We start from the raw sequence: 22,277 nt of genomic DNA on the forward strand, positions 1-22,277 counted from the left end.
TTGGGTTAATTTCAGCGCAACGCAACCTGTGGGAGCGAGCTTGCTCGCTCCCACAGGGATTGTGCAGTTGCTGACTGACCGGCACATGGCCTGTGCAGCTCGAAAAACCAGGCGAAAACGCCAGTTTCCACTTCACCCTTGTAGACCGTCTTGCCCACCCCCATATTGGGGCGACTGACGCGTGAAGGAATCCAACTTGAGCGAACTTCTCAACCGCCGCCTGGCTCTGCTCGGTGAGCGCGCTAACCTCTCTCTGCTCGAACAGTGCCTTCACGGCATCGAACGTGAATGCCTGCGCGTGACCAGCGAAGGTCGCCTGGCGCAAACGCCGCACCCGGAAGAATTGGGTTCCGCGCTGACCAACGAACAAATCACCACCGACTATTCCGAATCGCTGCTGGAGTTCATCACGCCTGCCCTGCCGGACCCGGCAGATACCCTGGCGAGCCTGGACAGCATTCATCGCTTTGCCTACAGCAAGCTCGGCAACGAGTACCTGTGGAGTCCATCGATGCCGTGCCCGTTGCCGGCCGAGGAAGATATCCCGATCGCCTACTACGGCACCTCCAACATCGGTCAGCTCAAGTACGTCTACCGCAAGGGCCTGGCCCTGCGCTACGGCAAGACCATGCAGTGCATTGCCGGGATTCACTACAACTTCTCGCTGCCGGAGACACTCTGGCCGCTGCTCAAGGAATCCGAAGGGTTTGTCGGCACCGACCGCGACTATCAATCCTCGGCCTACATCGCCCTGATTCGCAACTTCCGGCGCTACAGCTGGTTGCTGATGTACCTGTTCGGGGCCTCGCCGGCACTCGACGCCGGCTTCCTGCGCGGGCGCTCGCACCAGTTGGAACAACTGGACGCCGACACCCTGTACCTGCCTTACGCCACCAGCCTGCGCATGAGCGACCTGGGTTACCAGAGCAACGCCCAGGCCGGCCTGACGCCCTGCTACAACGATCTGAACAGCTACACCGACAGCCTGCGCAAAGCCGTGGCCACGCCCTACCCACCCTACGTGGAAGTCGGCACCCACATGGACGGTGAATGGGTCCAGCTCAACACCAACATCCTGCAGATCGAAAACGAGTACTACTCCAACATTCGCCCCAAACGCGTGACCTACACCGGCGAGCGACCGATCCAGGCCCTGATGGCCCGGGGTATCCAGTACGTTGAAGTGCGCCTGCTGGACATCAACCCGTTCCTGCCGACCGGCATCGACCTGCCCGAAGCACGCTTCCTCGACGCCTTCCTGCTGTACTGCGCGCTGAACGACAGCCCGCTGCTGACCAGCAACACCTGCAGCAACGCCACCTCGAACTTCCTCAGCGTGGTCAAGGACGGTCGCCGTCCGGGCCTGCAACTGCAGCGCGATGGACAGCCGGTGGACATGAAGGAATGGGCCTTCGAGTTGCTGGAAAAAATCGCCCCCGTGGCCGCATTGCTGGACCAGAGCCATGGCGCTGACACCCACAGCAAAGCCCTCGATGCGCAACTGGCAAAGGTCAAGGACACGTCCCTGACCCCGTCCGCCCAAGTGCTGGCGGCGATGAACGAACACAAGGAAAGCTTCGCCCAGTTCTCCCTGCGCCAGAGCCAGGCCCACGCCGAGTTCTTCCGCAGCCAACCGCTGCCGGCTGCAGAGCAGGCCCGTTTCGAAGCTGCGGCCCGCGCGTCCCTGGAGCAGCAAACCGAGCTGGAGCAGAACGAGGTCGGCGACTTTGATGTGTTTGTCGGCGCGTATCAGGCGAGTATTCTGGCGATCAGTAACTAAGCGACACCCCGGGAAAAAGATCGCAGCCTGCGGCAACGCCCACAGACTGCGATCTTTTGCCTCATAAGCTAATTCGAAAAAGTTATTTATTTTCGAATTCTTAGATCATTTAGTCTCATCACTCGCCGAAATCCCGGCCGCCTGATGAGGACTTGATGATGAAACTGCACTTCCCCCTACGCCTCCTGGCGGCCGCATCCCTGGCCGCGGCGAGCTTTTTCGCCCAGGCGGCCGACGTCACCGTCGCCTACCAAACCACCGTTGACCCGGCCAAAGTGGCTCAGGCCGACGGCGCCTACGAAAAAGCCACCAACGCCAAGATCGACTGGCGCAAATTCGACAACGGTGCCGACATCATCGCCGCCATCGCTTCCGGCGACGTGCAGATCGGCTACCTGGGTTCCAGCCCGCTGACTGCGGCAATCACCCGCAAAGTTCCGGTCCAGACGTTCCTTATCGCCACCCAGATCGGCGGCGCCGAAGCCCTGGTCGCCCGCGACGGTTCCGGGATCAAGACCCCACAAGACCTGGTCGGCAAAAAGATCGCCGTCCCCTTTGTCTCCACCGGTCACTACAGCCTGCTCGCCGCACTCAAGCACTGGAACATCGATCCGTCGACAGTCACCGTACTCAACCTCGCTCCGCCAGCGATCATCGCCGCGTGGAAACGGGGTGACATCGACGCCACCTACGTCTGGGACCCAGCCCTGGGCGTCGCCAAGGAAAACGGCAAGGTGCTGATCACTTCCGGCGAACTGGCCAAGTTCGGCGCTCCGACCTTCGACGCCTGGATCGTGCGCAAGGACTTCGCCGAGAAGCACCCGCAAATCGTCACCGCCTTCGCCAAAGTCACCCTCGACGCCTACGCCGACTACCGCAAAGACCCGCAAGCCTGGCTCGCCAATCAGGGCAACGTCGACAAGCTGGTGAAACTGTCCGGGGCCAAGGCCAGCGACATTCCGCTGCTGCTGCAAGGCAACGTCTACCCGCTGGCGGCTGACCAGGTGATCACCCTGGGCGCACCGACCACCAAGGCCATTACCGACACCGCCACCTTCCTCAAGGAACAAGGCAAGGTCGAAGCCGTGCTACCGGACTACGCGCCCTACGTCAGCGCCCAATACATCACCCACTGATCGGAGTGCATCGCGATGGCCTTGCTACAGCTGGAGCGCATCAGCGCACAGTACCCAGGCAGCCCGGAGCCGGTACTGGCGGATATTTCCTTGACCCTGGGGCCCCAGCAACTGCTGGTCGCCCTCGGCCCGTCCGGCAGTGGCAAGACCTCGCTGTTGAACCTGATCGCCGGTTTTGTCCAACCCAGCGCCGGGCGCATCACCCTCGACGGCGCCCCCGTCAAAGGCCCAGGTGCCGAACGCGGCGTGGTGTTCCAGGACGATGCATTACTGCCTTGGCAGGACGTGCTGGCCAACGTGGGTTTCGGCCTGGAACTGGCCGGCGTCCCCCGCGCCCAGCGTGAAGTCCGGGCGCGGGAAATGCTCGCCCTGGTCGACCTCGCCGGCTTTGACAGCCGACGCATCTGGCAGCTCTCGGGCGGCCAGAAACAGCGCGTCGGCCTGGCTCGCGCCCTCGCGGCCGACCCGCGAGTGCTGCTGATGGACGAACCCTTCGGCGCCCTCGACGCGTTCACCCGCGAACAGATGCAGGAGCTGTTGCTGCAAGTCTGGCGACGTACCGCCAAGCCGGTGTTCCTGATTACCCACGACATCGAAGAGGCAGTGTTCCTGGCCACCGACCTGATTCTGCTGGCGCCCAACCCCGGGCAAATCGTCGAACGCCTGGCATTGGATTTCGGTCAGCGGTATGCCGCCGGCGAATCGGCACGGGCGATCAAATCCGACCCGCGCTTCATCGAAACCCGCGAACACGTGCTTGCCCGTGTGTTCTCGCAACGCAGCGCCGCCCAGCGGCAGGAGCGCGCATGAGTACCTATGAGATTGCGCCTGCATCGACCAAGACATCCGGCCCGGCCAGCCCCCCGCCACTGCGGCGCCGCCTGGGCACCCGCTGGATCAGCGTCCTGACCCTGGTCAGCCTGATCACGCTGTGGTGGGCCGTGACCGCAACGGGCCTGATCGAGCCACTGTTCCTGCCGCCCCCCTCGGCGGTGCTGCAAAAGGGGTGGTTGCTGGCCACCAGCGGCTATATGGACGCAACCTTGTGGCAACACCTGGGCGCCAGCCTTGAGCGTATCGGCCTGGGCCTGGGATTTGCCGTGCTGACCGCCGTACCGGTGGGCATTGCCATCGGTCACAACCGCATCGCCCGGGGCGTGCTTGATCCGCTGATCGAGTTCTACCGGCCAATTCCACCATTGGCCTATCTGCCCCTGATCGTGATCTGGTGCGGCATCGGCGAGTTGTCCAAGGTCCTGCTGATCTACCTGGCGATCTTTGCTCCGATTGCCATCGCCACCGCCACTGGCGTACGCACCGTCGACCCGACCAAATTGCGCGCCGCGCAGTCGCTGGGCGCCACCCGGGGACAACTGATTCGCCACGTGATCTTGCCCAGCGCCTTGCCGGACATCCTCACCGGTGTACGCATCGGCCTGGGTGTGGGCTGGTCGACCCTGGTCGCCGCCGAACTGATTGCCGCCACCAGCGGCCTGGGTTTCATGGTGCAGTCGGCCGCGCAGTTCCTGGTCACCGACGTCGTGGTCCTGGGCATCCTGGTGATCGCACTGATTGCCTTTGCCATGGAGATGGGCCTGCGTGCCCTGCAACGCAAACTGGTGCCGTGGCACGGCCAGACCCATTGAATTGACTATGCCGACACGTCGGCACCCGGATTGAAGAGAGCCCCATGAGCCGCCTGACCATCACCCCTTTGAGCCATGCCCTCGGCGCGCAGATCAGTGGCGTCGATATTGCCCAGCCCCTGAACGTCGAACAGCGCGACGCCATCGAGCAAGCCCTGCTCAAGCATCAGGTGCTGTTCTTTCGCGATCAACCGATTACCCCAGAGCAACAGGCGCGTTTTGCCGCCAACTTCGGCGACCTGCACATTCACCCGATCTACCCCAACGTACCGGAACAGCCTGAAGTGCTGATCCTCGACACTGCCCAAACCGATGTGCGCGACAACGCCGTCTGGCACACCGACGTGACCTTCCTGCCGACGCCGGCCCTGGGCGCGGTACTCAGTGCCAAGCTGCTGCCAGCCTTCGGTGGCGACACCCTGTGGGCCAGCGGCATCGCGGCCTATGAGGCCCTGTCCGAGCCCCTCAAGGTCCTGTTGCAGGGATTGAGCGCCACCCACGACTTCGTCAAATCCTTCCCCCTGGAGCGCTTTGGCAACACCCCGCAAGCGCTCGAACAATGGGAAGCCACGCGCAAGAAAAACCCACCGCTGTCACACCCGGTGATCCGCACGCACCCGGTCAGCGGGCGCAAATCGCTGTTCGTCAATGAAGGTTTCACGACCCGGATCAATGAGCTCTCGGACAGCGAAAGCGAAGCCATCCTCAAGCTGCTGTTCGCCCACGCCACCCGCCCGGAATTCACCATCCGCTGGCGCTGGCAGACCGACGACGTGGCCTTCTGGGACAACCGCGTGACCCAGCACTTCGCAGTGGACGACTACCGCCCGGCCCGGCGGGTGATGCATCGGGCCACGGTGCTGGGGGATGTGCCGTTTTAACTGAATCGTTGCCGGGGCGGCAACGATTGGCTTTTTGCTCAGGCCGGCCCAGCGTTTAAACCGATAACTCACGTAAAGCCGCCGCGGCCAAAAAACCGGAACGCGAGCTGTAGCGCTGATCGCGCCTCACGGTCTGGTCGATGCGCTCAAGCAACTGCTCCGGCAACGTTGCGTTAAACCGCACTGATTTGCCGAAATACGGGGTCACGTCAAATTCCACCACCGCCCAAATCCCCCCAGCGTAATCCGGGTTCTGGAAGTGTTGGTCAATCTCATGCACCTGGGGTAACGGATCGCCATCGGCGACCAACCCTTCGTAATGCAGCGCCAGTGCCTCTTTGACGTTATCCAACGCCTGCGCAACCGTCTCACCCGCGGAGAAACAACCGCCGACATCCGGGATAATCACGCCGTAATCGGAGTCGGGATCCTTGTGTAGCACGACTGGGAATTTCATGGAGATAGCCCCTTCCAATCCGCCCTCATCGGGACTTTTATCGATAGATTGCGGGTTCATTTCAGGCCCGCCTGTTTCAAAACACTGTTAATTGTTCCCTTGGGCAGATCCGCGTCAGGGTGCTTGATCGTCACTCTCCCTGGTTTGCGCGGATGTTTGTATTGATGGTGGCTGCCTTTAGTTGCCACCCAATACCAACCGTCCTCTTCGATCATCCTGATCATTTCTCGACTGCGCATCACCTTCGCCCTTTGTCATCAGCGTCGATGACAACTGTACGCGACAGGCATACGGATCAATACACACGATACACACTAAGATATAGAACAGCCGGGCGCAAACCAGCGATTGTTTTCCAGACCACCGGCTAACGCGCCTGCGCGAACACCTCAGCCAACCAATCGACAAATACCCGAACCCGTGGCGCCATGTGTCGGTTGTGCGGGCACTGGATCAGGCTGGCGACACGCAGGTCTAAACCGCATTTGGGCGAAGCACGCCTATGCTCGATAGGACGCACAGGAGCGCACAACCATGCACAGCACCATCATTATCGCCTTCGGCCTGGCCCTGCTGGCGCTGATGCTGTTCATCGGCCAGCAGCTGGGCTTCAGCCCACAGACCCTGACCTACAGCTTTATCGTGCTGTGGCTGGCGCTGACGACGATCAACGGCGCCATCGGCGTGATGGTTGCCGGGCACTCAGTGATCCATGAGTTGATGGTGGGGTTCATGGTGTTTGCCGTGCCGGTGGCTGCCCTGGTGTTGTTCATGACCATGAGCAACACCTGAGCAGCCCGGCCCCGCTCAACGCACCAGATGCAGGAACTGCATGTGGCGCTCGTACTGGTCGAGGATGTCGTTGATGATCTGCTCCTTGGTGTAGCCCATCAGGTCGTAGTCCTGACTGCCCTCGCTCAAGTGCACTTCGGCGCGGTAGTAACGGCGGTTGCGCAGCTCCTTGGGGCCCATGCCGCCACGGGCGAACGACGGCGTGAAGTAGCCGCGCATCTGCACCTGGTAGATGAACGGGTGCTGGTCGCCATGACCGATTTCCAGGCTGACGCTGTCGTTGGCCGGGTCCGGCTGCGCGACCACGTTCACCCCTTTCTCGACGAACACCGCCGTCACTTCCTCGATCGCCGGGCGCACCGTGGTCTCGAGGAAGCGATACACCTCATCGCGGGACGGGAAGTGCACGGCCTGACTCAAGCGCTGGCGCCAGCCGCCCTTGCCACGGCGCGAGGTCGAGACCGGCGCCAGGGAGTGCATCTGCGCAATTTTCTTCTGCGACTCAAGGTAGAACGCCTTGTGCAGCCCCCACATCATCAACAGCAGAATCATCGAGAACGGCAGCGAGGTCAGGACCACCGCCGATTTCAACGAGTCGATGCTGCCGGCGAACAACAGCGCACTGGTCACCAGCGCGGTCATCGCCCCCCAGAACACCCGCAGCCATTTCGGCCCGTCTTCATCGGCATTGCCGCCCTTGGCCGACAGCGTCGAGAGCACCACGGTGCCGGAGTCGGCGGAGGTCACAAAAAACACGAAGCTGATGAACACCGTCACGGCGATCACCGTCTTGCTCCACGGGTAGGTTTCCAGCAGCAGGTACAGGGTCATCGACGGGTTTTCGATGGCCGACATGCCGAGCTCGCTCATGCCGTGGTTGAGCACCTGGTCGATGGCGCTGTTGCCGAAGATCGACATCCACGCCAGGGTGAAGCCAAGTGGAATCAGCAACACACCGAAGACAAATTCACGGATGGTCCGGCCACGGGAGATCCGCGCAATGAACAGCCCGACAAAGGGCGACCATGCAATCCACCAGGCCCAATAGAACACCGTCCAGCCGCCCAGCCAGTCGCTGGGTTTGTCGTAGGCGTAGAGGTCGAAGCTCTTCATCGGCAAGGCGCCGAGGTAGTCGCCAAGGTTCTGGATCAAGGTATTGAGCAGGTGCTGGGTGGGGCCGGCGAACAACACGAACAGCAACAGCGCGCAGGCCAGCAGCATGTTGATGTCGGACATCACCCGCACGCCCTTATCCACACCCGCGACGGCAACGATAATCGCCGCGCCCATCATCAAGGTGATCAGCCCGACCTGGACCCACTGGGTGTGCGCGACGCCAAACAGGTAATCGAGGCCGGAGTTGAGGTGCAGCACCCCAAAGCCCATGTCCGCGCCCAGGCCGAACACCGTGGCGATAATGCCAAAGCCATCCACCGCGTAGCCGATCGGGCCGTTGATGCGCTTGCCGATCAGCGGGTACAGCGCCGAACGCAGGGCCAGCGGCAGGTTGTGCCGGTAGGCGAAGTACGCCAGGGCCATGCCGACAAAGGCGAACACCCCCCAGCCGTGCAGGCCCCAGTGCAGGAACAGAATCTGCATCGCCTGGCGCGCCGCATCGGCCGTGCCGGCTTCGCCCTGGGGCGGTAGCGACAGATGCGTCAGGGGTTCGGAAACGCAGAAGAAAAACAGCGTGATACTGATCCCGGCGGCGAACAACATGCCGGCCCAGGACAGGTAACTGAATTCGGGCTCGTCGTGGTCGGCACCGAGCTTGATCTTGCCGTAGCCAGACAAGGCGGTGACCACCACGAAGACCAGATACAGGGTCATTGCCAGCATGTAGTACCAGCCGACCGTGTTGGCCGCCCAGTTTTGTGCCGCCAGGAGCCAGGCACCGGACTGCTGCGGGAAGGCGATCACCACCAGGCCGAACAGCAGGATGAAACTCGCCGCGAAATAAAACACCGGCGGATTCATGCGGATTTGACCGCTGGGAGGGGTAGCGGATGCACTCATGGACGGTGCACCTTCTGTGGGTAAAACATGGCTGTAAATTTCGGACTCAGCAAAGGCAAGCCTCCTGTTGTGAGCGGGCAGCGAACCACCGGTTTAACTTGAATGAACGTTCAAGTTAAACATGGATAGGGCACTAAGGACTAATTCCAAGGCTCGGCGGTACTGTCGTACGCTAGCTCAAGGAAGGGTATGACGTGAGGTTGAGCGGAATCGTTCAACGGATATTGAGCAAATGGCCATCCACGATTTAACGGGGATCACCCCCCCTGTGAAAGCGGGCTTGCCCGGGATGGCGGTGGGTCAGGGGTAAGGGCGGAACCCTAAGCCGCCATCACCGCAGCAGCGGATCCCCCCAAACCCAGGATCAAAAGACTCCGCAGGCTTACTTCTGCGTCCCATCATCATGCTGCAGATTGGCCTGGGTCAGGTTGCTCCCAGGCGGCACACTGCGGGTCAGCCAGACGTTGCCGCCGATGCTCGAGCCCTTGCCGATGGTGATTCGTCCAAGGATGGTCGCACCGGCGTAGATCACCACATCGTCCTCGACGATCGGGTGACGCGCATGCCCCTTCTGCAACTGGCCGTCCTCGTCCGCCGGAAAGCGCTTGGCGCCCAGGGTCACGGCCTGATAGATGCGCACGCGCTCGCCGATGATCGCGGTCTCGCCGATCACCACGCCCGTGCCGTGGTCGATGAAGAAGCTGCGGCCGATCTGCGCGCCGGGGTGGATGTCGATGCCGGTGGCCGAGTGAGCAATTTCCGAGCTGATCCGCGCCAGCAATGGCAGGCCGGCCCGGTACAGGTGATGCGCCAGGCGATGATGAATCACCGCCAGGATCCCCGGGTAGCAGAGCAATACCTCATCGACGCTGCGGGCTGCCGGGTCGCCGTGATAGGCGGCGAGCACGTCGGAGTCCAGCAGGCTGCGCAGCTCGGGCAAGGCCAGGGCGAAATCCTGGATCAGATTGATGGCCCGCGCCTCGACCTCGGTATCGACCTGGGCGGTTTGCCTGGCGACATAACGCAACTCCAGCCGCGCCTGGCCCAGCAGGGCATTCAAGGCCACATCCAGGGTGTGTCCGACGTAGAAGTCCTCGCTCTCCTCGCGCAAGTCCACCGGCCCCAGGCGCATCGGGAACAAGGCGCCACAGAGGGCTTCGAGGATCTCCGCCATCGCGGCGCGCGATGGCAGCTCACGACCACCCTGCTCACCGCTGCTGCGACCATTTTGCGCACGCCACTGGTCGCGGGCTACGCGCAGTTGGCTGACGATGGTCTGTAATTGCCAATGGCTGGAACGCTCACTCACGGTCAAAACTCCTCGCACGCAGCGGCCCCATGCCAGGCCGCCTGAATGGCAGTCACTTTACGGTATGGTCACAAACGGTAATTAAGAACGAATTGTGCGGGCCTCAGCACTTTTAGGAATAAGCGATTGGCGGTTGCCCGGGTAAAACGGCCTGCCTATAGTCCAGACACCTCTTACTACCCGTGCGGCCCCATGATCAAACAACAGCTCGCTCGCTTTCACCGACTGGATCTTCTCGTCAACGCCACCCCCCTGGAAAAGCTCGAGCGGCTGTCGACCTGGCTGGGGCGCGAGGTCTACGTCAAGCGTGACGACCTGACGCCGCTGGCCATGGGTGGCAACAAGCTGCGCAAACTCGAATACCTGGCCGCCGACGCACTGGCCCAAGGCGCCGACACCCTGATCACCGCCGGGGCCATCCAGTCCAACCATGTGCGCCAGACGGCGGCGATTGCTGCAAAGCTCGGCCTGGGCTGCGTCGCCCTGCTGGAAAACCCGATCGGCACGGATGACAGCAACTACCTGGGCAACGGCAACCGCCTGCTGCTGGACCTGTTCGATGCCAAGGTCGAGTTGGTGGACAACCTCGACAACGCCGACCAACAGTTGCAAGCCTTGGCCGAGCGCCTGCGCAGCAACGGCAAGCAGCCGTACCTGGTGCCGATTGGCGGCTCCAATGCCTTGGGTGCGCTGGGGTATGTGCGGGCGGGGCTGGAGCTGGCTGAACAGATCAAGGACACCGGCCTGCACTTTGCGGCCGTGGTCCTGGCCTCCGGCAGTGCCGGCACCCACAGCGGCCTGGCATTGGCCTTGAGTGAAGTGCTGCCGGAGCTGCCGGTGATCGGGGTCACCGTCTCGCGCACCGATGAAGACCAGCGCCCCAAGGTCCAGGGCTTGACCGAACGCACCGCCGAACTGCTGGGGATCCAGTTGCCGGCGAGTTTCAAGGTGCACCTGTGGGACGAGTACTTCGCCCCCCGTTATGGAGAGCCGAGTGCCGGCACCCTGGCTGCGGTCAAGCTGCTGGCCAGCCAGGAAGGCCTGTTGCTCGACCCGGTCTACACCGGCAAGGCCATGGCCGGTCTGCTCGACGGAATCGGCCGCCAGCGTTTCGATGAGGGTCCTATCCTGTTCCTGCACACCGGCGGCGCTCCGGCATTGTTTGCCTACACCGCATCGTTCGCCTGAAACCAGCCCCCCATCATGTAGGAGCGAGCTTGCTCGCGATCGTGCCCGACAGCCCTGCGCGAGCCAATCACATAGCTTTAAAAGGAATAACAAAGTTACTTTATATTATTTTCAAGTCTAAAAATCCCGCCCTATAGTCTCGCCGCAGGCGCAATTGGCGCGAGACGCATACGCTGCTTATAGGGCAGGATGTGGAATTCCCGATTTTGCCTGCTTCATAAAAAACGTCTTCATAAAAAACACAGGGGCTTGTCATGAATTTTTCCGCATTTCGTCGAAATCTGCTGGTGGGCTCGCTGGGCCTGGTACTCGGTGCCGGTCTGCTGGGGCAAGCGGTGGCCGGTGAGCAACTGCAAAAGATCAAGGACGCGGGCGTGATCAACGTCGGCCTGGAAGGCACCTACCCACCGTTCAGTTTTGTCGATGCCGACGGCAAGCTGGCCGGCTTTGAAGTCGAATTTTCCGAAGCCCTGGCCAAGGAGCTGGGGGTCAAGGTCAAACTGCAACCGACCAAGTGGGACGGCATCCTCGCCGCCCTGGAGTCCAAGCGCCTGGATGCGGTGATCAACCAGGTGACCATCTCTGAAGAGCGCAAGAAGAAGTACGACTTCTCCGAGCCCTACACCGTTTCCGGGATTCAGGCCCTGGTACTGACCAAGAAAGCTGCGGAACTGAACATCAACTCCGCTGCCGATCTGGGCGGCAAGAAAGTCGGCGTGGGCCTGGGCACCAACTACGAACAGTGGGTTAGAGCCAACGTGCCGACCGCTGACGTGCGCACCTACGAAGACGATCCGACCAAGTTCCAGGATCTGCGTGTCGGCCGCATCGACGCCATCCTGATCGACCGCCTTGCCGCGCTGGAATACGCCAAGAAAGCCAAGGACACCACCGCTGCCGGTGAAGCGTTCTCTCGCCAGGAAGCCGGCATCGCTCTGCGCAAAGGCGAGCCTGAGCTGCTGGCCGCAGTGAACAAGGCGATCGACAAGCTGCGTGCCGACGGTACGCTGAAGAAGCTTTCGGAAAAATACTTCAACGCTGACGTCACTCAGTAATGGGAGAGGCTTTCCAACTCGCGCTGGACTCCGCGCCCTTTCTGCTCAAGGGCGCGTATTACACGGTCATCCTCAGCCTGGGCGGGATGTTCTTTGGCCTGCTGCTGGGCTTCGGCCTGGCCTTGATGCGCCTGTCGCGCTTCACGCTGGTGAGCTGGATCGCCCGCATCTACGTGTCGTTCTTTCGCGGCACGCCGTTGCTGGTGCAACTGTTCGTGATCTATTACGGCTTGCCGCAATTGGGCGTCGAACTTGATCCGCTGCCAGCGGCCTTGATCGGCTTCTCGCTGAACATGGCCGCCTATGCCTGCGAAATCCTGCGTGCCGCCATCAGCTCGATCGAACGGGGCCAATGGGAAGCCGCGGCCAGTATCGGCATGACCCGCGCGCAGACCCTGCGCCGAGCCATCCTGCCGCAAGCTGCGCGCACCGCGCTGCCGCCCCTGGGCAACAGCTTCATCTCGCTGGTCAAGGACACCGCGCTGGCTGCGACCATCCAGGTGCCAGAGCTGTTCCGCCAGGCGCAGTTGATTACCGCCCGCACCTTCGAAATTTTCACCATGTATCTTGCCGCCGCGCTGATCTACTGGGTTCTGGCCACGGTGCTGTCGCACTTGCAGAACAAGTTGGAAGAGCGGGTCAATCGGCACGACCAGGAGTCCTGACCCCATGATTGTCGTGGAAAAACTGACAAAGCAGTTCAAGGGTCAAGTGGTGCTCAATGGCATCGACCTGGAGGTCAAGGAAGGCGAGGTGGTCGCCATCATCGGCCCCAGCGGCTCAGGCAAGACCACCTTCCTGCGCTGCCTGAACTTTCTCGAAGAGCCGAGCAGCGGCCGGATCAAGGTCGGCGACATCGAGATCGATGGCAGCCGCCCGTTGAGCCAGCAGCAGGGCCTGGTGCGCCAGTTGCGCCAGCACGTGGGCTTCGTGTTCCAGAACTTCAACCTGTTCCCTCACCGCACGGCGCTGGAAAACGTCACCGAAGGGCCGCTGGTGGTCAAGAAGATTCCCAGGGAGGAGGCCCTGGCGCTGGGCCGCAAACTCTTGGCCAAGGTCGGCCTGGCCGGCAAGGAAGATGCCTACCCGCGGCGTCTCTCAGGCGGCCAGCAACAGCGCGTGGCGATCGCCAGGGCGCTGGCCATGGAGCCGGAAGTCATCCTCTTCGACGAACCCACCTCAGCGCTGGACCCGGAACTGGTGGGCGAAGTGCTGGCGACCATTCGTGGTTTGGCGGAAGAAAAACGCACCATGGTCATCGTCACCCACGAAATGGGCTTTGCTCGCGATGTGGCCAACCGCGTGGTGTTTTTTGACAAGGGCGTGATCGTCGAACAAGGCGAAGCCAAGGCCTTGTTTGCCAACCCCAAGGAAGAGCGCACACGGCAGTTTCTCAGCAAGTTCCTTAACGCCTGAAGTTGCGCGCAACACGCAACTTCTCTTTTTTAACAGTCACTTTCCACGGAAGGAAGTGACACTTATCCAAATAACAATCGCCCTCCCCGCTGGTATTTACCCCTACGCGCACACGGAATAAATAGATACCTCCTCCCCTGTCCTCCTGTGGCGTACCTTGGCCCAGGCTCTGCGTCTCGCTGCCCGGAAAACAGCCTGTTTTATAGCTCGCGAGCGTTGATCAGCCGAGAAAAACCCCAATCACCTGTGCGCTGGAAACGCCTCTAAGGTAGGACATTTCTGATTGACCAAGGATCACCACCTTCCCAACTTTCATCTATTGACACCCCATCAGGCGCGCTCTTATCTAGACGCCAATTAACTGCACACCGGTATTAACCAATCGGCTATCACTTGAACTCGACACCCTGAATCAATGTGAACTAACGCAACTTCGAAACGGACTTCGCTGCGGTATTTCAAGGAGAACACTCATGACCTGCCTGTCGAACAAAGTAGAACTGACAGCACCGCACCTGGCGCGATCGTCGGGATCCGCCATCAACGGCGTCTCGGCGGCTCATCTGCTGATCGAGATTGACCCCTACGCCAGCATGGACGAAGGCGACCTGATCGAGCTGTTCTGGGACAACTGCTACGTCGCCTCCAAGGTGCTGGGGGCCGATGACATCGGCGCCCCTATCCACCTGCGGGTGCCCGAGAGTTTCATCTGCAACGGCAGGTCCGGTATCCACTATCGGGTCATGCAAATCGGACAGGACCCGGCGCGCTCAGCGACCAAGCGAGTCCAGGTCAAGCTCGACTACCCCGGTGGGCAACCCCACAGCCAGTGCGCCGATGAAAACCAGGGGCTAGCGCCCTTGGGCATTCCAGAGATGATCCGCAAGCATGGGGTCAACCCGAACCAGATGAAACGCGGCGTGCCGTTGACCATCGAGCCTTACCTGAACATGGCCACTGCCGATGCAATTACCCTGCGCTGGGGCGATGTGCGCCTGGACCTGCCCAAGATCAAGCCGGGCGAGGTCGGTAAACCGATCAACCTGTGGGTGCCGCCGGCCGTGATTCTCGAGGCCGGCGAGGACAGTCGCCTGGAGGTGACCTACTGCATCCTCGATCGGGTGGGCAACAACTCACGCTGGGCGCCCGTGCGCCTGCTGCGAATCGGCTGCTGCCCCTCCGGCGCCAAGCTGCCCGCCGGCCACGAGGCAACAGGCCACAGACCTTCTATGTATATTCCTAAAAGTTAGTTTATTAATTTTTTATACGCGATTAGGGTATATGCACCGGACCACCGGACATTCTTGATTCTGATTTCGCCGCACAACGCGGCTTATCCATGAGATGTGAGGTAGGTATGGTCCGGAACACAATCACCCCAGTGCAGATCGCCAGGGCATTGCGTGCAGCCAAGGAGTGGCAGTGATGTCCAATCTGGCCGAAGCAAACATCCAGAGCGATCTGGACATCGCCCCGCCGCTGCTGCCCGCACAGGTCCTGGGCACTGACGCACAAGCCCTTGACGCCGCCCGCGAACTCGCGGCTGTCGCCCGCCAGCAGGCCGCGCGCCGCGATCAGCAACGCAAATTGCCCTGGACGGAAATCGAGCAGTTCACCCGCAGCGGTCTGGGCAGCATCACCCTGGGCAAGGCCTTTGGTGGCCCTCAGATTTCCCACGTCACCCTGGCTGAAGTCTTCGCGATCATTTCCGCGGCAGACCCGGCCCTGGGGCAGATCCCGCAGAACCAGTTCGGCATCCTCAACCTGCTGCAACACGTGGCCAGCGAGTCACAGAAACAGCAGCTGTTCCAGAGCGTGCTCAACGGCTCGCGCATCGGCAATGCCGGCCCGGAACGGGGCAGCAAGAACACCCTGGAACTCAAGGCCCGCATCACCGCCCAGGGCGATGGCTGGGTGCTCAATGGTCAGAAGTTCTACTCCACCGGCGCCCTCTTCGCACACTGGATCGCGGTCAAGGCCCTGAACGACGACGGCAAGCAGGTGATGGCGTTTGTTCGTCGCGGTACGCCGGGACTGCGGGTCGTGGACGACTGGTCGGGGTTTGGCCAGCGCACCACCGCCAGCGGCACCGTCTTGCTGAACAACGTGCAGGTCGACGCCGACCTGGTGGTGGAAAACTGGCGGCTCAACGAACACCCGAATATCCAGGGTGCCGTGTCCCAACTGATCCAGGCCGCCATCGACGCCGGCATCGCCCGCGGCGCCCTCGACGACGCCATTGAATTCGTACGCACCCGCGCCCGGCCGTGGATCGATGCCAAGGTCGACCGCGCCAGTGATGATCTGTACGTGATTGCCGACATCGGCAAATTGAAGATCGAACTGCACGCCGCCGAAGCACTGCTGCGCAAGGCCGGCAAAGTGCTGGATCAGGTCAGCGCGGCCCCCGTCACCGCCGCCTCCGCCGCCCGCGCCTCGATTGCCGTCGCCGAGGCCAAGGTGCTGACCACCGAGATCTCGCTGCTCGCCAGCGAAAAACTCTTCGAGCTGGCCGGCAGCCGCGCCACCCTCGCTGAATTCAACCTCGATCGTCACTGGCGCAACGCGCGCGTGCACACCCTGCACGACCCGGTGCGCTGGAAGTACCACGCCGTGGGCGACTACCGCCTCAACGGCACCCTGCCGAACCGGCATTCCTGGATCTGACCGACCAGACCTCTGGAGATTTACATGACGATTTCTCATTCCGTCGCGGTCATTACCAGCGATGAACAAGCCCTTATTGTCGCCAGCGACCTGGCCGAAGACTTACGCCGCGACAGCGCCCTGCGCGACCGCGAGCGCCGCCTGCCTTATCCGGAACTGGAAGTGTTTTCGCGCTCGGGCCTGTGGGGCATCAGCGTCCCCCGCGAATATGGCGGCGCCGGGGTGTCCAACGTCACCCTGGCCAAGGTCATCGCCCTGATCGCCCAGGCTGACGGCTCCCTGGGGCAGATCCCGCAGAACCATTTTTATGCCCTTGAAGTCCTGCGGGTAAACGGCAGCCAGGCGCAGAAAAAACGCCTGTACGCCGAAGTGCTCGCCGGCCAGCGATTTGGCAACGCCCTGGCGGAGCTGGGGACCAAGACCGCCCACGACCGGCTCACGCGCCTGACCCCGGAGGGCCAGGGCTACCGCATCAATGGCCGCAAGTTCTACGCCACCGGCGCCCTCTACGCCCAGCGGATTCCCACCTCGGTGGTCGATGACAACGGCGTCCAGCAACTGGTCTTCGTGCCCCGGGACAGCCAGGGCCTGACGGTGATCGACGACTGGAGCGGCTTCGGCCAGCGCACCACGGGCAGCGGCTCGGTGGTGTTCGAGGACGTCTATGTATCCGCCGACGACCTGGTGCCGTTTCAAAGTGCCTTCGAGCGGCCGACCCCAGTCGGCCCGCTGGCGCAGATTCTCCACGCCGCCATCGACACCGGCATCGCCCGCGCTGCCTACGAGGATGCGCTGCACTTCGTGCGGACCAAGACCCGCCCGTGGATCGACTCCGGCAACGACAAGGCCACCCAGGACCCGCTGACGCTCAAAAGCTTCGGCCACCTGAGCATCCGCCTGCACGCCACCGAAGCCCTGCTGGAGCGTGCCGGGGAACTCCTTGACCAGGCTCAGCACACCACCAACGCAGACACCGTGGCAGCCGCCTCGATTGCCGTGGCCGAGGCCCGCGCCATCAGCACCGAAATCTCCCTGGCGGCCGGCAGCACTCTGTTTGAACTGGCCGGCAGCCAGGCGACGCTGGCCGAGCATGGCCTGGACCGACACTGGCGCAACGCCCGCGTGCATACCTTGCATGACCCGGTGCGCTGGAAATACCACGCCGTGGGCAACTACTACCTCAACGATGAAAACCCGCCACTGCGAGGGACCATCTGATGAGCAGCCCCGTGCACGCGAAGAAAAAAATCCTCCTCAATGCCTTCAACATGAACTGCATCGGGCACATCAATCACGGCCTGTGGACCCACCCACGGGACAACTCGACCCAGTACAAGAGCGTCGAGTACTGGACTGAGCTGGCGCAGTTACTGGAACGCGGGCTGTTCGACGGGCTGTTCATCGCCGACATCGTCGGCGTCTATGACGTGTACCAGGGCTCGGTGGACGTACCGCTCAAGGAGTCAATCCAGCTGCCGGTCAACGACCCACTGCTGCTGGTTTCGGCCATGGCCGCGGTGACCCGCCACCTGGGCTTCGGTCTCACCGCCAACCTCACCTATGAACCGCCGTACCTGTTCGCCCGGCGCATGTCGACCCTCGACCACCTGAGCCGTGGTCGGGTGGGCTGGAACATCGTCACCGGCTACCTCGACAGCGCCGCCAAGGCCATGGGCCTGAGCGAGCAGGTCGAACATGACCGACGCTACGACCAGGCCGACGAGTACCTGCAGGTGCTGTACAAACTCTGGGAGGGCAGTTGGGAGGCGGACGCGGTGCTCAACGACCCCAAGCAGCGCATCTACGCGCAGCCGGGCAAGGTGCACAAGGTCGAGCACCACGGCGAGTTCTATCAGGTCGAGGGTTATCACCTGTGCGAACCCTCGCCGCAACGCACCCCGGTGCTGTTCCAGGCCGGCAGTTCGAGCCGTGGCCTGCAATTCGCGGGGCAACACGCCGAGTGCGTGTTCATCAGTGGCCAGAACAAAACCTCGACCAAGGCCCAGGTCGACAAGGTGCGCGCCAGCGCCGTCAGCGCCGGGCGCAACCCGGACGACATCAAAGTGTTCATGGGCTTGAACGTGATTGTCGGGGCCAGCGAGGAGGCTGCCTGGGCCAAGCACGCCGAGTACCTGAGCTACGCCAGCGCTGAAGCCGGCGTGGCGCATTTTTCCGCCTCCACCGGTATCGATTTTTCCGAGTACGCACTGGACGAACCTATCCAGTACGTGAAAAGCAACGCCATCCAGTCCGCCACCCAGCACCTGAAAAACAATGACTGGACCCGGCGCAAACTGCTCGATCAGCACGCGTTGGGCGGGCGCTACATCACCTTGGTCGGCTCGCCCGAACAGGTGGCGGACGAGCTGGAATCCTGGATCGCCGAAACCGGCCTGGACGGCTTCAACCTGACCCGCATTGTCACCCCGGAAAGCTATGTGGATTTCATCGAGTTGGTGATTCCCGAGTTGCAGCGCCGCGGCTCGTACAAGACTGCCTATGACCACGGCACCTTGCGCGAAAAGCTGTTCCAGGGCGCCGCGCAATTGCCCGAACAGCACACCGGCTCGACGTTTCGCCGCTGACCGCTTCGCGAGCAGGCACACCCAAACACCCCACCTCTATGACTGGAAACCCATCATGAAAAACACCTTGTTCACCCACCCAGTCAAAGTACTGGCCCTGGCCCTCGGCCTCTTCAGCTCCGTGACCTTCGCCGCTGACGCGCCGCTGAAGGTCGGCACCACCGCCGCCTTCGCCATTCCCCTGGAAGCCGCGGTCGAGGAGGCCGGCAAGCAAGGCCTGAAAGTCGAGCTGGTGGAGTTCAGCGACTGGATCGCACCCAACGTCAGCCTGGCCTCGGGCGACATCGACGTGAACTACTTCCAGCACATCCCCTTCCTGGAAAACGCCAAGGCCGCCGCCGGCTTCGACCTGGTGCCGTTCGCCCCGGGGATCATCAACAACGTCGGCCTGTATTCGAAAAAATACAAAAGTTTCGCCGAGCTGCCCGAAGGCGCCAGCGTGGCCATCGCCAACGACCCGATCAACAGCGGTCGCGGCCTGCAACTGCTGGCCAAGGCCGGCTTGATCACCCTCAAGGAAGGGGTCGGCTACAAGGCCACCGAAGACGACATCGTCGCCAACCCGAAGAAGATCAAAATCCTTCAGGTCGAGGCCGTGCAACTGGTGCGCGCCTATGACGACGCCGACCTGGTGCAGGGCTACCCGGCCTACATTCGCCTGGCCAAGACCTTCGACGCCGGTTCCGCGCTGCTGTTCGACGGTCTCGACCACAAGGAATACGTGATCCAGTTCGTCATCCAGCCCACCAGCAAGACCGACCCGCGCTTGATCAAGTTCGTCGACATCTACCAGCATTCGCCTGCCGTTCGCGCCGCCCTGGATAAAGCCCACGGCAAGCTCTACCAAGCCGGTTGGGAAAGCTGAGCATGAGCGCCGCGAGCCCACTGCGACTGGAAATTCCAGAGCCCCACAACGCGGTCCGGACTGAACTGCACCCCGACCTCAATCACGCCCACGTCCGCTTCATTGGCCTGGGCAAGACCTACAACGGCCAGCAAGGTCCGGTCGCCGCGCTGCACGGCATCGACCTGGCGATCCAGCGCGGTGAGGTGTTCGGCATCATCGGCCGTAGCGGCGCCGGCAAGTCGTCGCTGATCCGCACCATCAATCGCCTCGAACAACCGACCTCGGGCCGGGTGCTGATCGATCAGGTGGACATCGGCGAGTTCGACGAAGAACGCCTGGTACACCTGCGCCGGCGCATCGGCATGATCTTCCAGCACTTCAACCTGATGTCGGCCAAGACCGTGTGGCAAAACGTCGAGTTGCCACTCAAGGTCGCCGGCGTGGCGAAACCGGCGCGCGAGCAAAAGGTCCGCGAACTGCTCGAACTGGTGGGCCTGCAGGATAAGCACAAGGCCTACCCGGCACAGCTCTCGGGCGGGCAAAAACAGCGCGTCGGCATTGCCCGCGCCCTGGTGCACGACCCGGCGATCCTGCTGTGCGACGAAGCCACTTCGGCGCTGGACCCGGAAACCACCCAATCGATCCTCGGCCTGCTGCGCGAGATCAACCGGCGCCTGGGCCTGACCATCATTCTGATCACCCACGAGATGGCGGTGATCCGCGATATCTGTGACCGGGTGGTGGTCCTCGAACACGGCAAGATCGTCGAGCAGGGCCCGGTCTGGCAAGTATTCGGCAACCCGCAGCACGAGGTCAGCAAAACCCTGCTGGCGCCGCTGCAACACAGCCTGCCGGAGGACCTGCAAGGCCGCCTGCAACCCCAACCCGCCTCAGCGCAGGACGCCGTGGTATTGCGCTTGCAGTTCACCGGCAGCCGCCAGGACGAACCGGACCTGGCCGCACTGTTCAGCGCCCTGGGTGGCCGGGTGCGTTTGCTGCAAGGCGGCGTCGAGCGAATCCAGGGGCATGCCTTGGGGCAATTACTGCTGGCCGTGTCGGGCTCGCCTCTGGGTACCGAACAATTGCAACAACGCGCCGCGGCATGGGCGCAACAGGTCGAGGTGCTGGGTTATGTGGTTTGAACGTTTGCTGCAAGGTTTTATCGATACCTTCCTGATGGTCGGCGTGTCGTCGCTGATCGCCTTGCTGGCAGGTATTCCGTTGGCGGTGATCCTGGTCACCAGCGCCAAGGGCGGGATCTTCGAAGCCCCGGCGCTGAACCGCGCGCTGGGGGCCTTTGTGAACCTGTTCAGGTCGATCCCGTTCCTGATCCTGATGGTTGCGCTGATTCCCTTTACCCGGCTGATCGTCGGCACCACCTACGGCGTGTGGGCCGCCGTCGTACCGCTGACCATTGCCGCCACACCGTTTTTCGCGCGGATTGCCGAGGTCAGCCTGCGCGAGGTCGATCACGGCCTGATCGAAGCGGCCCAGGCCATGGGCTGCCGCCGCTGGCACATCATCTGGCACGTGTTGCTGCCTGAAGCGCTACCGGGGATTGTCGGCGGGTTCACCATCACCCTGGTGACCATGATCAATTCCTCGGCCATGGCCGGGGCCATTGGTGCCGGTGGCCTTGGGGATATCGCCTACCGTTACGGCTACCAGCGCTTTGACAGCCAGATCATGCTCACGGTGATCGTGCTGCTGGTGATTCTGGTGGCGGCGATTCAGTTGGGCGGGGATCGGTTGGCGCGAGGCTTGAACAAGCGTTGAACCCTCGGCCGCAAAGGGTATATTCGGCTCACTCCCCTTGCCTGCGCAGCCGATCATGAAACACACCCCCGACGACCTCCAACAGATCACCTCGACCACCCTGGATCACTACAACTCGGTGGCCGAAGGCTTTCGCGAAGGCACCCGCGATCACGATGTCAGCCAGAACATCGCGGCCTTGCTGCGGCACATCCAGGGGGAGGCGCCGCTGCAGATTCTCGACTTCGGCTGCGGCCCGGGACGGGATTTGCAGACGTTCACCCGCCTGGGACACACCGCGGTCGGCCTCGACGGCTCTGAGCAGTTTGCCCGGATGGCCCGCGAGGACAGCGGCTGTGAGGTCTGGCAGCAGGACTTCCTCAAGCTCGATCTACCGGCCGAACGGTTTGATGGAATTTTCGCCAATGCCGTGCTGTTTCATGTGCCGCGCCAGGAACTGCCGCGGGTGCTGCAACAACTGCACGGGACCTTGAAACCGGGGGGTGTGCTGTTCAGTTCCAATCCCCGTGGCGACAACCAAGAGGGCTGGAATGGCCCGCGATACGGGGCGTATCACGACCTTCAAGCGTGGCAACAATTGCTCACCGAGGCGGGCTTTGTCGAGCTGGAGCACTACTACCGACCCGCCGGGCTGCCGCGCGAGCAGCAGCCTTGGTTGGCGAGTGTCTGGCGTAAATCGGTGTAAACCGTTAGAACGCCATCGCGGGCAAGCCCGCTCCCACACGG

The 22,277-nt window shown here is 62.3% G+C and carries 22 protein-coding genes; 18 read left to right on the forward strand and 4 right to left on the reverse strand.

Annotated features, from left to right (window positions below):
• The first annotated feature begins 196 nt into the window (after positions 1 to 196).
• The 5 genes from gshA to tauD all read left to right on the forward strand — a co-directional run bounded on the left by gshA (position 197) and on the right by tauD (position 5,443).
• The gene (gshA, locus tag Q1W70_RS09000; RefSeq protein WP_166590289.1) at positions 197 to 1,780 is read left to right on the forward strand and encodes a glutamate--cysteine ligase; all 1,584 of its coding nucleotides are present in this window, start codon (positions 197 to 199) and stop codon (positions 1,778 to 1,780) included.
• Positions 1,781 to 1,938: 158 nt separating this feature from the next.
• Positions 1,939 to 2,916 carry a taurine ABC transporter substrate-binding protein gene (gene tauA, locus Q1W70_RS09005; protein WP_166590288.1) on the forward strand — a complete coding sequence of 326 codons (978 nt, stop codon included), beginning with the start codon at positions 1,939 to 1,941 and terminating at the stop codon, positions 2,914 to 2,916.
• A gap of 15 nt (positions 2,917 to 2,931) precedes the next feature.
• Positions 2,932 to 3,726 carry a taurine ABC transporter ATP-binding subunit gene (gene tauB / locus Q1W70_RS09010; RefSeq protein ID WP_166590287.1) on the forward strand — a complete coding sequence of 265 codons (795 nt, stop codon included), beginning with the start codon at positions 2,932 to 2,934 and terminating at the stop codon, positions 3,724 to 3,726.
• Positions 3,723 to 4,562, forward strand: a complete 840-nt coding sequence (gene tauC / locus Q1W70_RS09015; RefSeq protein ID WP_166590286.1) for a taurine ABC transporter permease TauC — start codon at positions 3,723 to 3,725, stop codon at positions 4,560 to 4,562. The genes tauB and tauC overlap by 4 nt, the downstream gene beginning before the upstream one ends.
• Positions 4,563 to 4,606: 44 nt before the next feature.
• A complete protein-coding gene (tauD, locus tag Q1W70_RS09020; RefSeq protein WP_166590285.1) occupies positions 4,607 to 5,443 on the forward strand; it encodes a taurine dioxygenase in 837 nt (278 codons plus the stop codon).
• Between the two features lie 55 nt (positions 5,444 to 5,498).
• Here the strand turns inward: tauD and Q1W70_RS09025 are convergent, their stop codons facing one another.
• Positions 5,499 to 5,900 carry a type II toxin-antitoxin system HicB family antitoxin gene (locus Q1W70_RS09025; RefSeq protein WP_095167490.1) on the reverse strand — a complete coding sequence of 134 codons (402 nt, stop codon included), beginning with the start codon at positions 5,898 to 5,900 and terminating at the stop codon, positions 5,499 to 5,501.
• A gap of 56 nt (positions 5,901 to 5,956) precedes the next feature.
• Positions 5,957 to 6,139 carry a type II toxin-antitoxin system HicA family toxin gene (locus Q1W70_RS09030; protein WP_166590284.1) on the reverse strand — a complete coding sequence of 61 codons (183 nt, stop codon included), beginning with the start codon at positions 6,137 to 6,139 and terminating at the stop codon, positions 5,957 to 5,959.
• Positions 6,140 to 6,434: 295 nt separating this feature from the next.
• Between Q1W70_RS09030 and Q1W70_RS09035 the strand changes: the two genes are divergently transcribed.
• Entirely contained in the window at positions 6,435 to 6,692 is a 258-nt protein-coding gene (locus tag Q1W70_RS09035) for a hypothetical protein (protein ID WP_166590283.1), read from the forward strand.
• A gap of 15 nt (positions 6,693 to 6,707) precedes the next feature.
• Here Q1W70_RS09035 and betT read toward each other — a convergent pair whose 3' ends face one another.
• Entirely contained in the window at positions 6,708 to 8,669 is a 1,962-nt protein-coding gene (gene betT / locus Q1W70_RS09040; RefSeq protein WP_166590325.1) for a choline transporter BetT, read from the reverse strand.
• Positions 8,670 to 9,090: 421 nt separating this feature from the next.
• Positions 9,091 to 10,017, reverse strand: a complete 927-nt coding sequence (epsC, locus tag Q1W70_RS09045) for a serine O-acetyltransferase EpsC (protein WP_166590282.1) — start codon at positions 10,015 to 10,017, stop codon at positions 9,091 to 9,093.
• A 192-nt stretch (positions 10,018 to 10,209) separates the two neighbouring features.
• On the opposite strand from epsC, the gene Q1W70_RS09050 reads away from it, so the two are divergent.
• From Q1W70_RS09050 to Q1W70_RS09105, 12 genes are all read left to right on the forward strand, one after another.
• A complete protein-coding gene (locus Q1W70_RS09050; protein WP_166590281.1) occupies positions 10,210 to 11,205 on the forward strand; it encodes a D-cysteine desulfhydrase in 996 nt (331 codons plus the stop codon).
• A 254-nt stretch (positions 11,206 to 11,459) separates the two neighbouring features.
• Positions 11,460 to 12,260 (forward strand): cystine ABC transporter substrate-binding protein, encoded by an 801-nt coding sequence (gene tcyJ, locus Q1W70_RS09055; RefSeq protein ID WP_166590280.1) that lies wholly within the window; start codon positions 11,460 to 11,462, stop codon positions 12,258 to 12,260.
• Positions 12,260 to 12,925: a cystine ABC transporter permease gene (gene tcyL / locus Q1W70_RS09060; RefSeq protein ID WP_166590279.1), complete on the forward strand. Its 666-nt coding sequence runs from the start codon at positions 12,260 to 12,262 to the stop codon at positions 12,923 to 12,925. Before tcyJ ends, tcyL begins: the two co-directional genes overlap by 1 nt.
• 4 nt (positions 12,926 to 12,929) lie before the next feature.
• Positions 12,930 to 13,676 (forward strand): L-cystine ABC transporter ATP-binding protein TcyN, encoded by a 747-nt coding sequence (gene tcyN / locus Q1W70_RS09065; protein WP_182343073.1) that lies wholly within the window; start codon positions 12,930 to 12,932, stop codon positions 13,674 to 13,676.
• A gap of 473 nt (positions 13,677 to 14,149) precedes the next feature.
• Positions 14,150 to 14,926: a hypothetical protein gene (locus tag Q1W70_RS09070; protein WP_302098782.1), complete on the forward strand. Its 777-nt coding sequence runs from the start codon at positions 14,150 to 14,152 to the stop codon at positions 14,924 to 14,926.
• A 175-nt stretch (positions 14,927 to 15,101) separates the two neighbouring features.
• On the forward strand, positions 15,102 to 16,343 hold the full coding sequence (locus tag Q1W70_RS09075) for an SfnB family sulfur acquisition oxidoreductase (RefSeq protein WP_166590277.1): 1,242 nt from the start codon (positions 15,102 to 15,104) through the stop codon (positions 16,341 to 16,343).
• A gap of 24 nt (positions 16,344 to 16,367) precedes the next feature.
• A complete protein-coding gene (locus Q1W70_RS09080; RefSeq protein WP_302098783.1) occupies positions 16,368 to 17,561 on the forward strand; it encodes an SfnB family sulfur acquisition oxidoreductase in 1,194 nt (397 codons plus the stop codon).
• Complete coding sequence (locus Q1W70_RS09085; protein WP_302098784.1) at positions 17,561 to 18,928, forward strand: LLM class flavin-dependent oxidoreductase; 1,368 nt, start codon at positions 17,561 to 17,563, stop codon at positions 18,926 to 18,928. Before Q1W70_RS09080 ends, Q1W70_RS09085 begins: the two co-directional genes overlap by 1 nt.
• Positions 18,929 to 18,983: 55 nt before the next feature.
• Positions 18,984 to 19,793 carry a MetQ/NlpA family ABC transporter substrate-binding protein gene (locus tag Q1W70_RS09090; RefSeq protein WP_185818215.1) on the forward strand — a complete coding sequence of 270 codons (810 nt, stop codon included), beginning with the start codon at positions 18,984 to 18,986 and terminating at the stop codon, positions 19,791 to 19,793.
• A 2-nt stretch (positions 19,794 to 19,795) separates the two neighbouring features.
• A complete protein-coding gene (locus tag Q1W70_RS09095) occupies positions 19,796 to 20,917 on the forward strand; it encodes a methionine ABC transporter ATP-binding protein (protein WP_185818214.1) in 1,122 nt (373 codons plus the stop codon).
• Positions 20,907 to 21,551, forward strand: coding sequence for a methionine ABC transporter permease (locus Q1W70_RS09100; RefSeq protein ID WP_182343061.1), 645 nt, complete (start codon positions 20,907 to 20,909; stop codon positions 21,549 to 21,551). Before Q1W70_RS09095 ends, Q1W70_RS09100 begins: the two co-directional genes overlap by 11 nt.
• A 55-nt stretch (positions 21,552 to 21,606) precedes the next feature.
• Complete coding sequence (locus Q1W70_RS09105) at positions 21,607 to 22,236, forward strand: class I SAM-dependent methyltransferase (protein WP_166590271.1); 630 nt, start codon at positions 21,607 to 21,609, stop codon at positions 22,234 to 22,236.
• The last annotated feature ends 41 nt before the right edge of the window (positions 22,237 to 22,277 follow it).

Source organism: Pseudomonas kielensis, assembly GCF_030505375.1.
GTDB classification, from domain to species: Bacteria; Pseudomonadota; Gammaproteobacteria; order Pseudomonadales; family Pseudomonadaceae; genus Aquipseudomonas; species Aquipseudomonas kielensis.

Coding starts and splice junctions, on each gene's coding strand:
- Q1W70_RS09105 (WP_166590271.1), top strand. CDS start 21,607: ATGAAACACACCCCCGACGACCTCCAACAGATCACCTCGACCACCCTG.
- Q1W70_RS09085 (WP_302098784.1), top strand. CDS start 17,561: ATGAGCAGCCCCGTGCACGCGAAGAAAAAAATCCTCCTCAATGCCTTC.
- betT (WP_166590325.1), bottom strand. CDS start 8,669: ATGAATCCGCCGGTGTTTTATTTCGCGGCGAGTTTCATCCTGCTGTTC.
- Q1W70_RS09090 (WP_185818215.1), top strand. CDS start 18,984: ATGAAAAACACCTTGTTCACCCACCCAGTCAAAGTACTGGCCCTGGCC.
- tauA (WP_166590288.1), top strand. CDS start 1,939: ATGAAACTGCACTTCCCCCTACGCCTCCTGGCGGCCGCATCCCTGGCC.
- Q1W70_RS09035 (WP_166590283.1), top strand. CDS start 6,435: ATGCACAGCACCATCATTATCGCCTTCGGCCTGGCCCTGCTGGCGCTG.
- tauB (WP_166590287.1), top strand. CDS start 2,932: ATGGCCTTGCTACAGCTGGAGCGCATCAGCGCACAGTACCCAGGCAGC.
- Q1W70_RS09050 (WP_166590281.1), top strand. CDS start 10,210: ATGATCAAACAACAGCTCGCTCGCTTTCACCGACTGGATCTTCTCGTC.
- tauD (WP_166590285.1), top strand. CDS start 4,607: ATGAGCCGCCTGACCATCACCCCTTTGAGCCATGCCCTCGGCGCGCAG.
- Q1W70_RS09070 (WP_302098782.1), top strand. CDS start 14,150: ATGACCTGCCTGTCGAACAAAGTAGAACTGACAGCACCGCACCTGGCG.
- tcyJ (WP_166590280.1), top strand. CDS start 11,460: ATGAATTTTTCCGCATTTCGTCGAAATCTGCTGGTGGGCTCGCTGGGC.
- Q1W70_RS09025 (WP_095167490.1), bottom strand. CDS start 5,900: ATGAAATTCCCAGTCGTGCTACACAAGGATCCCGACTCCGATTACGGC.
- tcyN (WP_182343073.1), top strand. CDS start 12,930: ATGATTGTCGTGGAAAAACTGACAAAGCAGTTCAAGGGTCAAGTGGTG.
- Q1W70_RS09095 (WP_185818214.1), top strand. CDS start 19,796: ATGAGCGCCGCGAGCCCACTGCGACTGGAAATTCCAGAGCCCCACAAC.
- Q1W70_RS09080 (WP_302098783.1), top strand. CDS start 16,368: ATGACGATTTCTCATTCCGTCGCGGTCATTACCAGCGATGAACAAGCC.
- Q1W70_RS09030 (WP_166590284.1), bottom strand. CDS start 6,139: ATGCGCAGTCGAGAAATGATCAGGATGATCGAAGAGGACGGTTGGTAT.
- Q1W70_RS09100 (WP_182343061.1), top strand. CDS start 20,907: ATGTGGTTTGAACGTTTGCTGCAAGGTTTTATCGATACCTTCCTGATG.
- tauC (WP_166590286.1), top strand. CDS start 3,723: ATGAGTACCTATGAGATTGCGCCTGCATCGACCAAGACATCCGGCCCG.
- Q1W70_RS09075 (WP_166590277.1), top strand. CDS start 15,102: ATGTCCAATCTGGCCGAAGCAAACATCCAGAGCGATCTGGACATCGCC.
- tcyL (WP_166590279.1), top strand. CDS start 12,260: ATGGGAGAGGCTTTCCAACTCGCGCTGGACTCCGCGCCCTTTCTGCTC.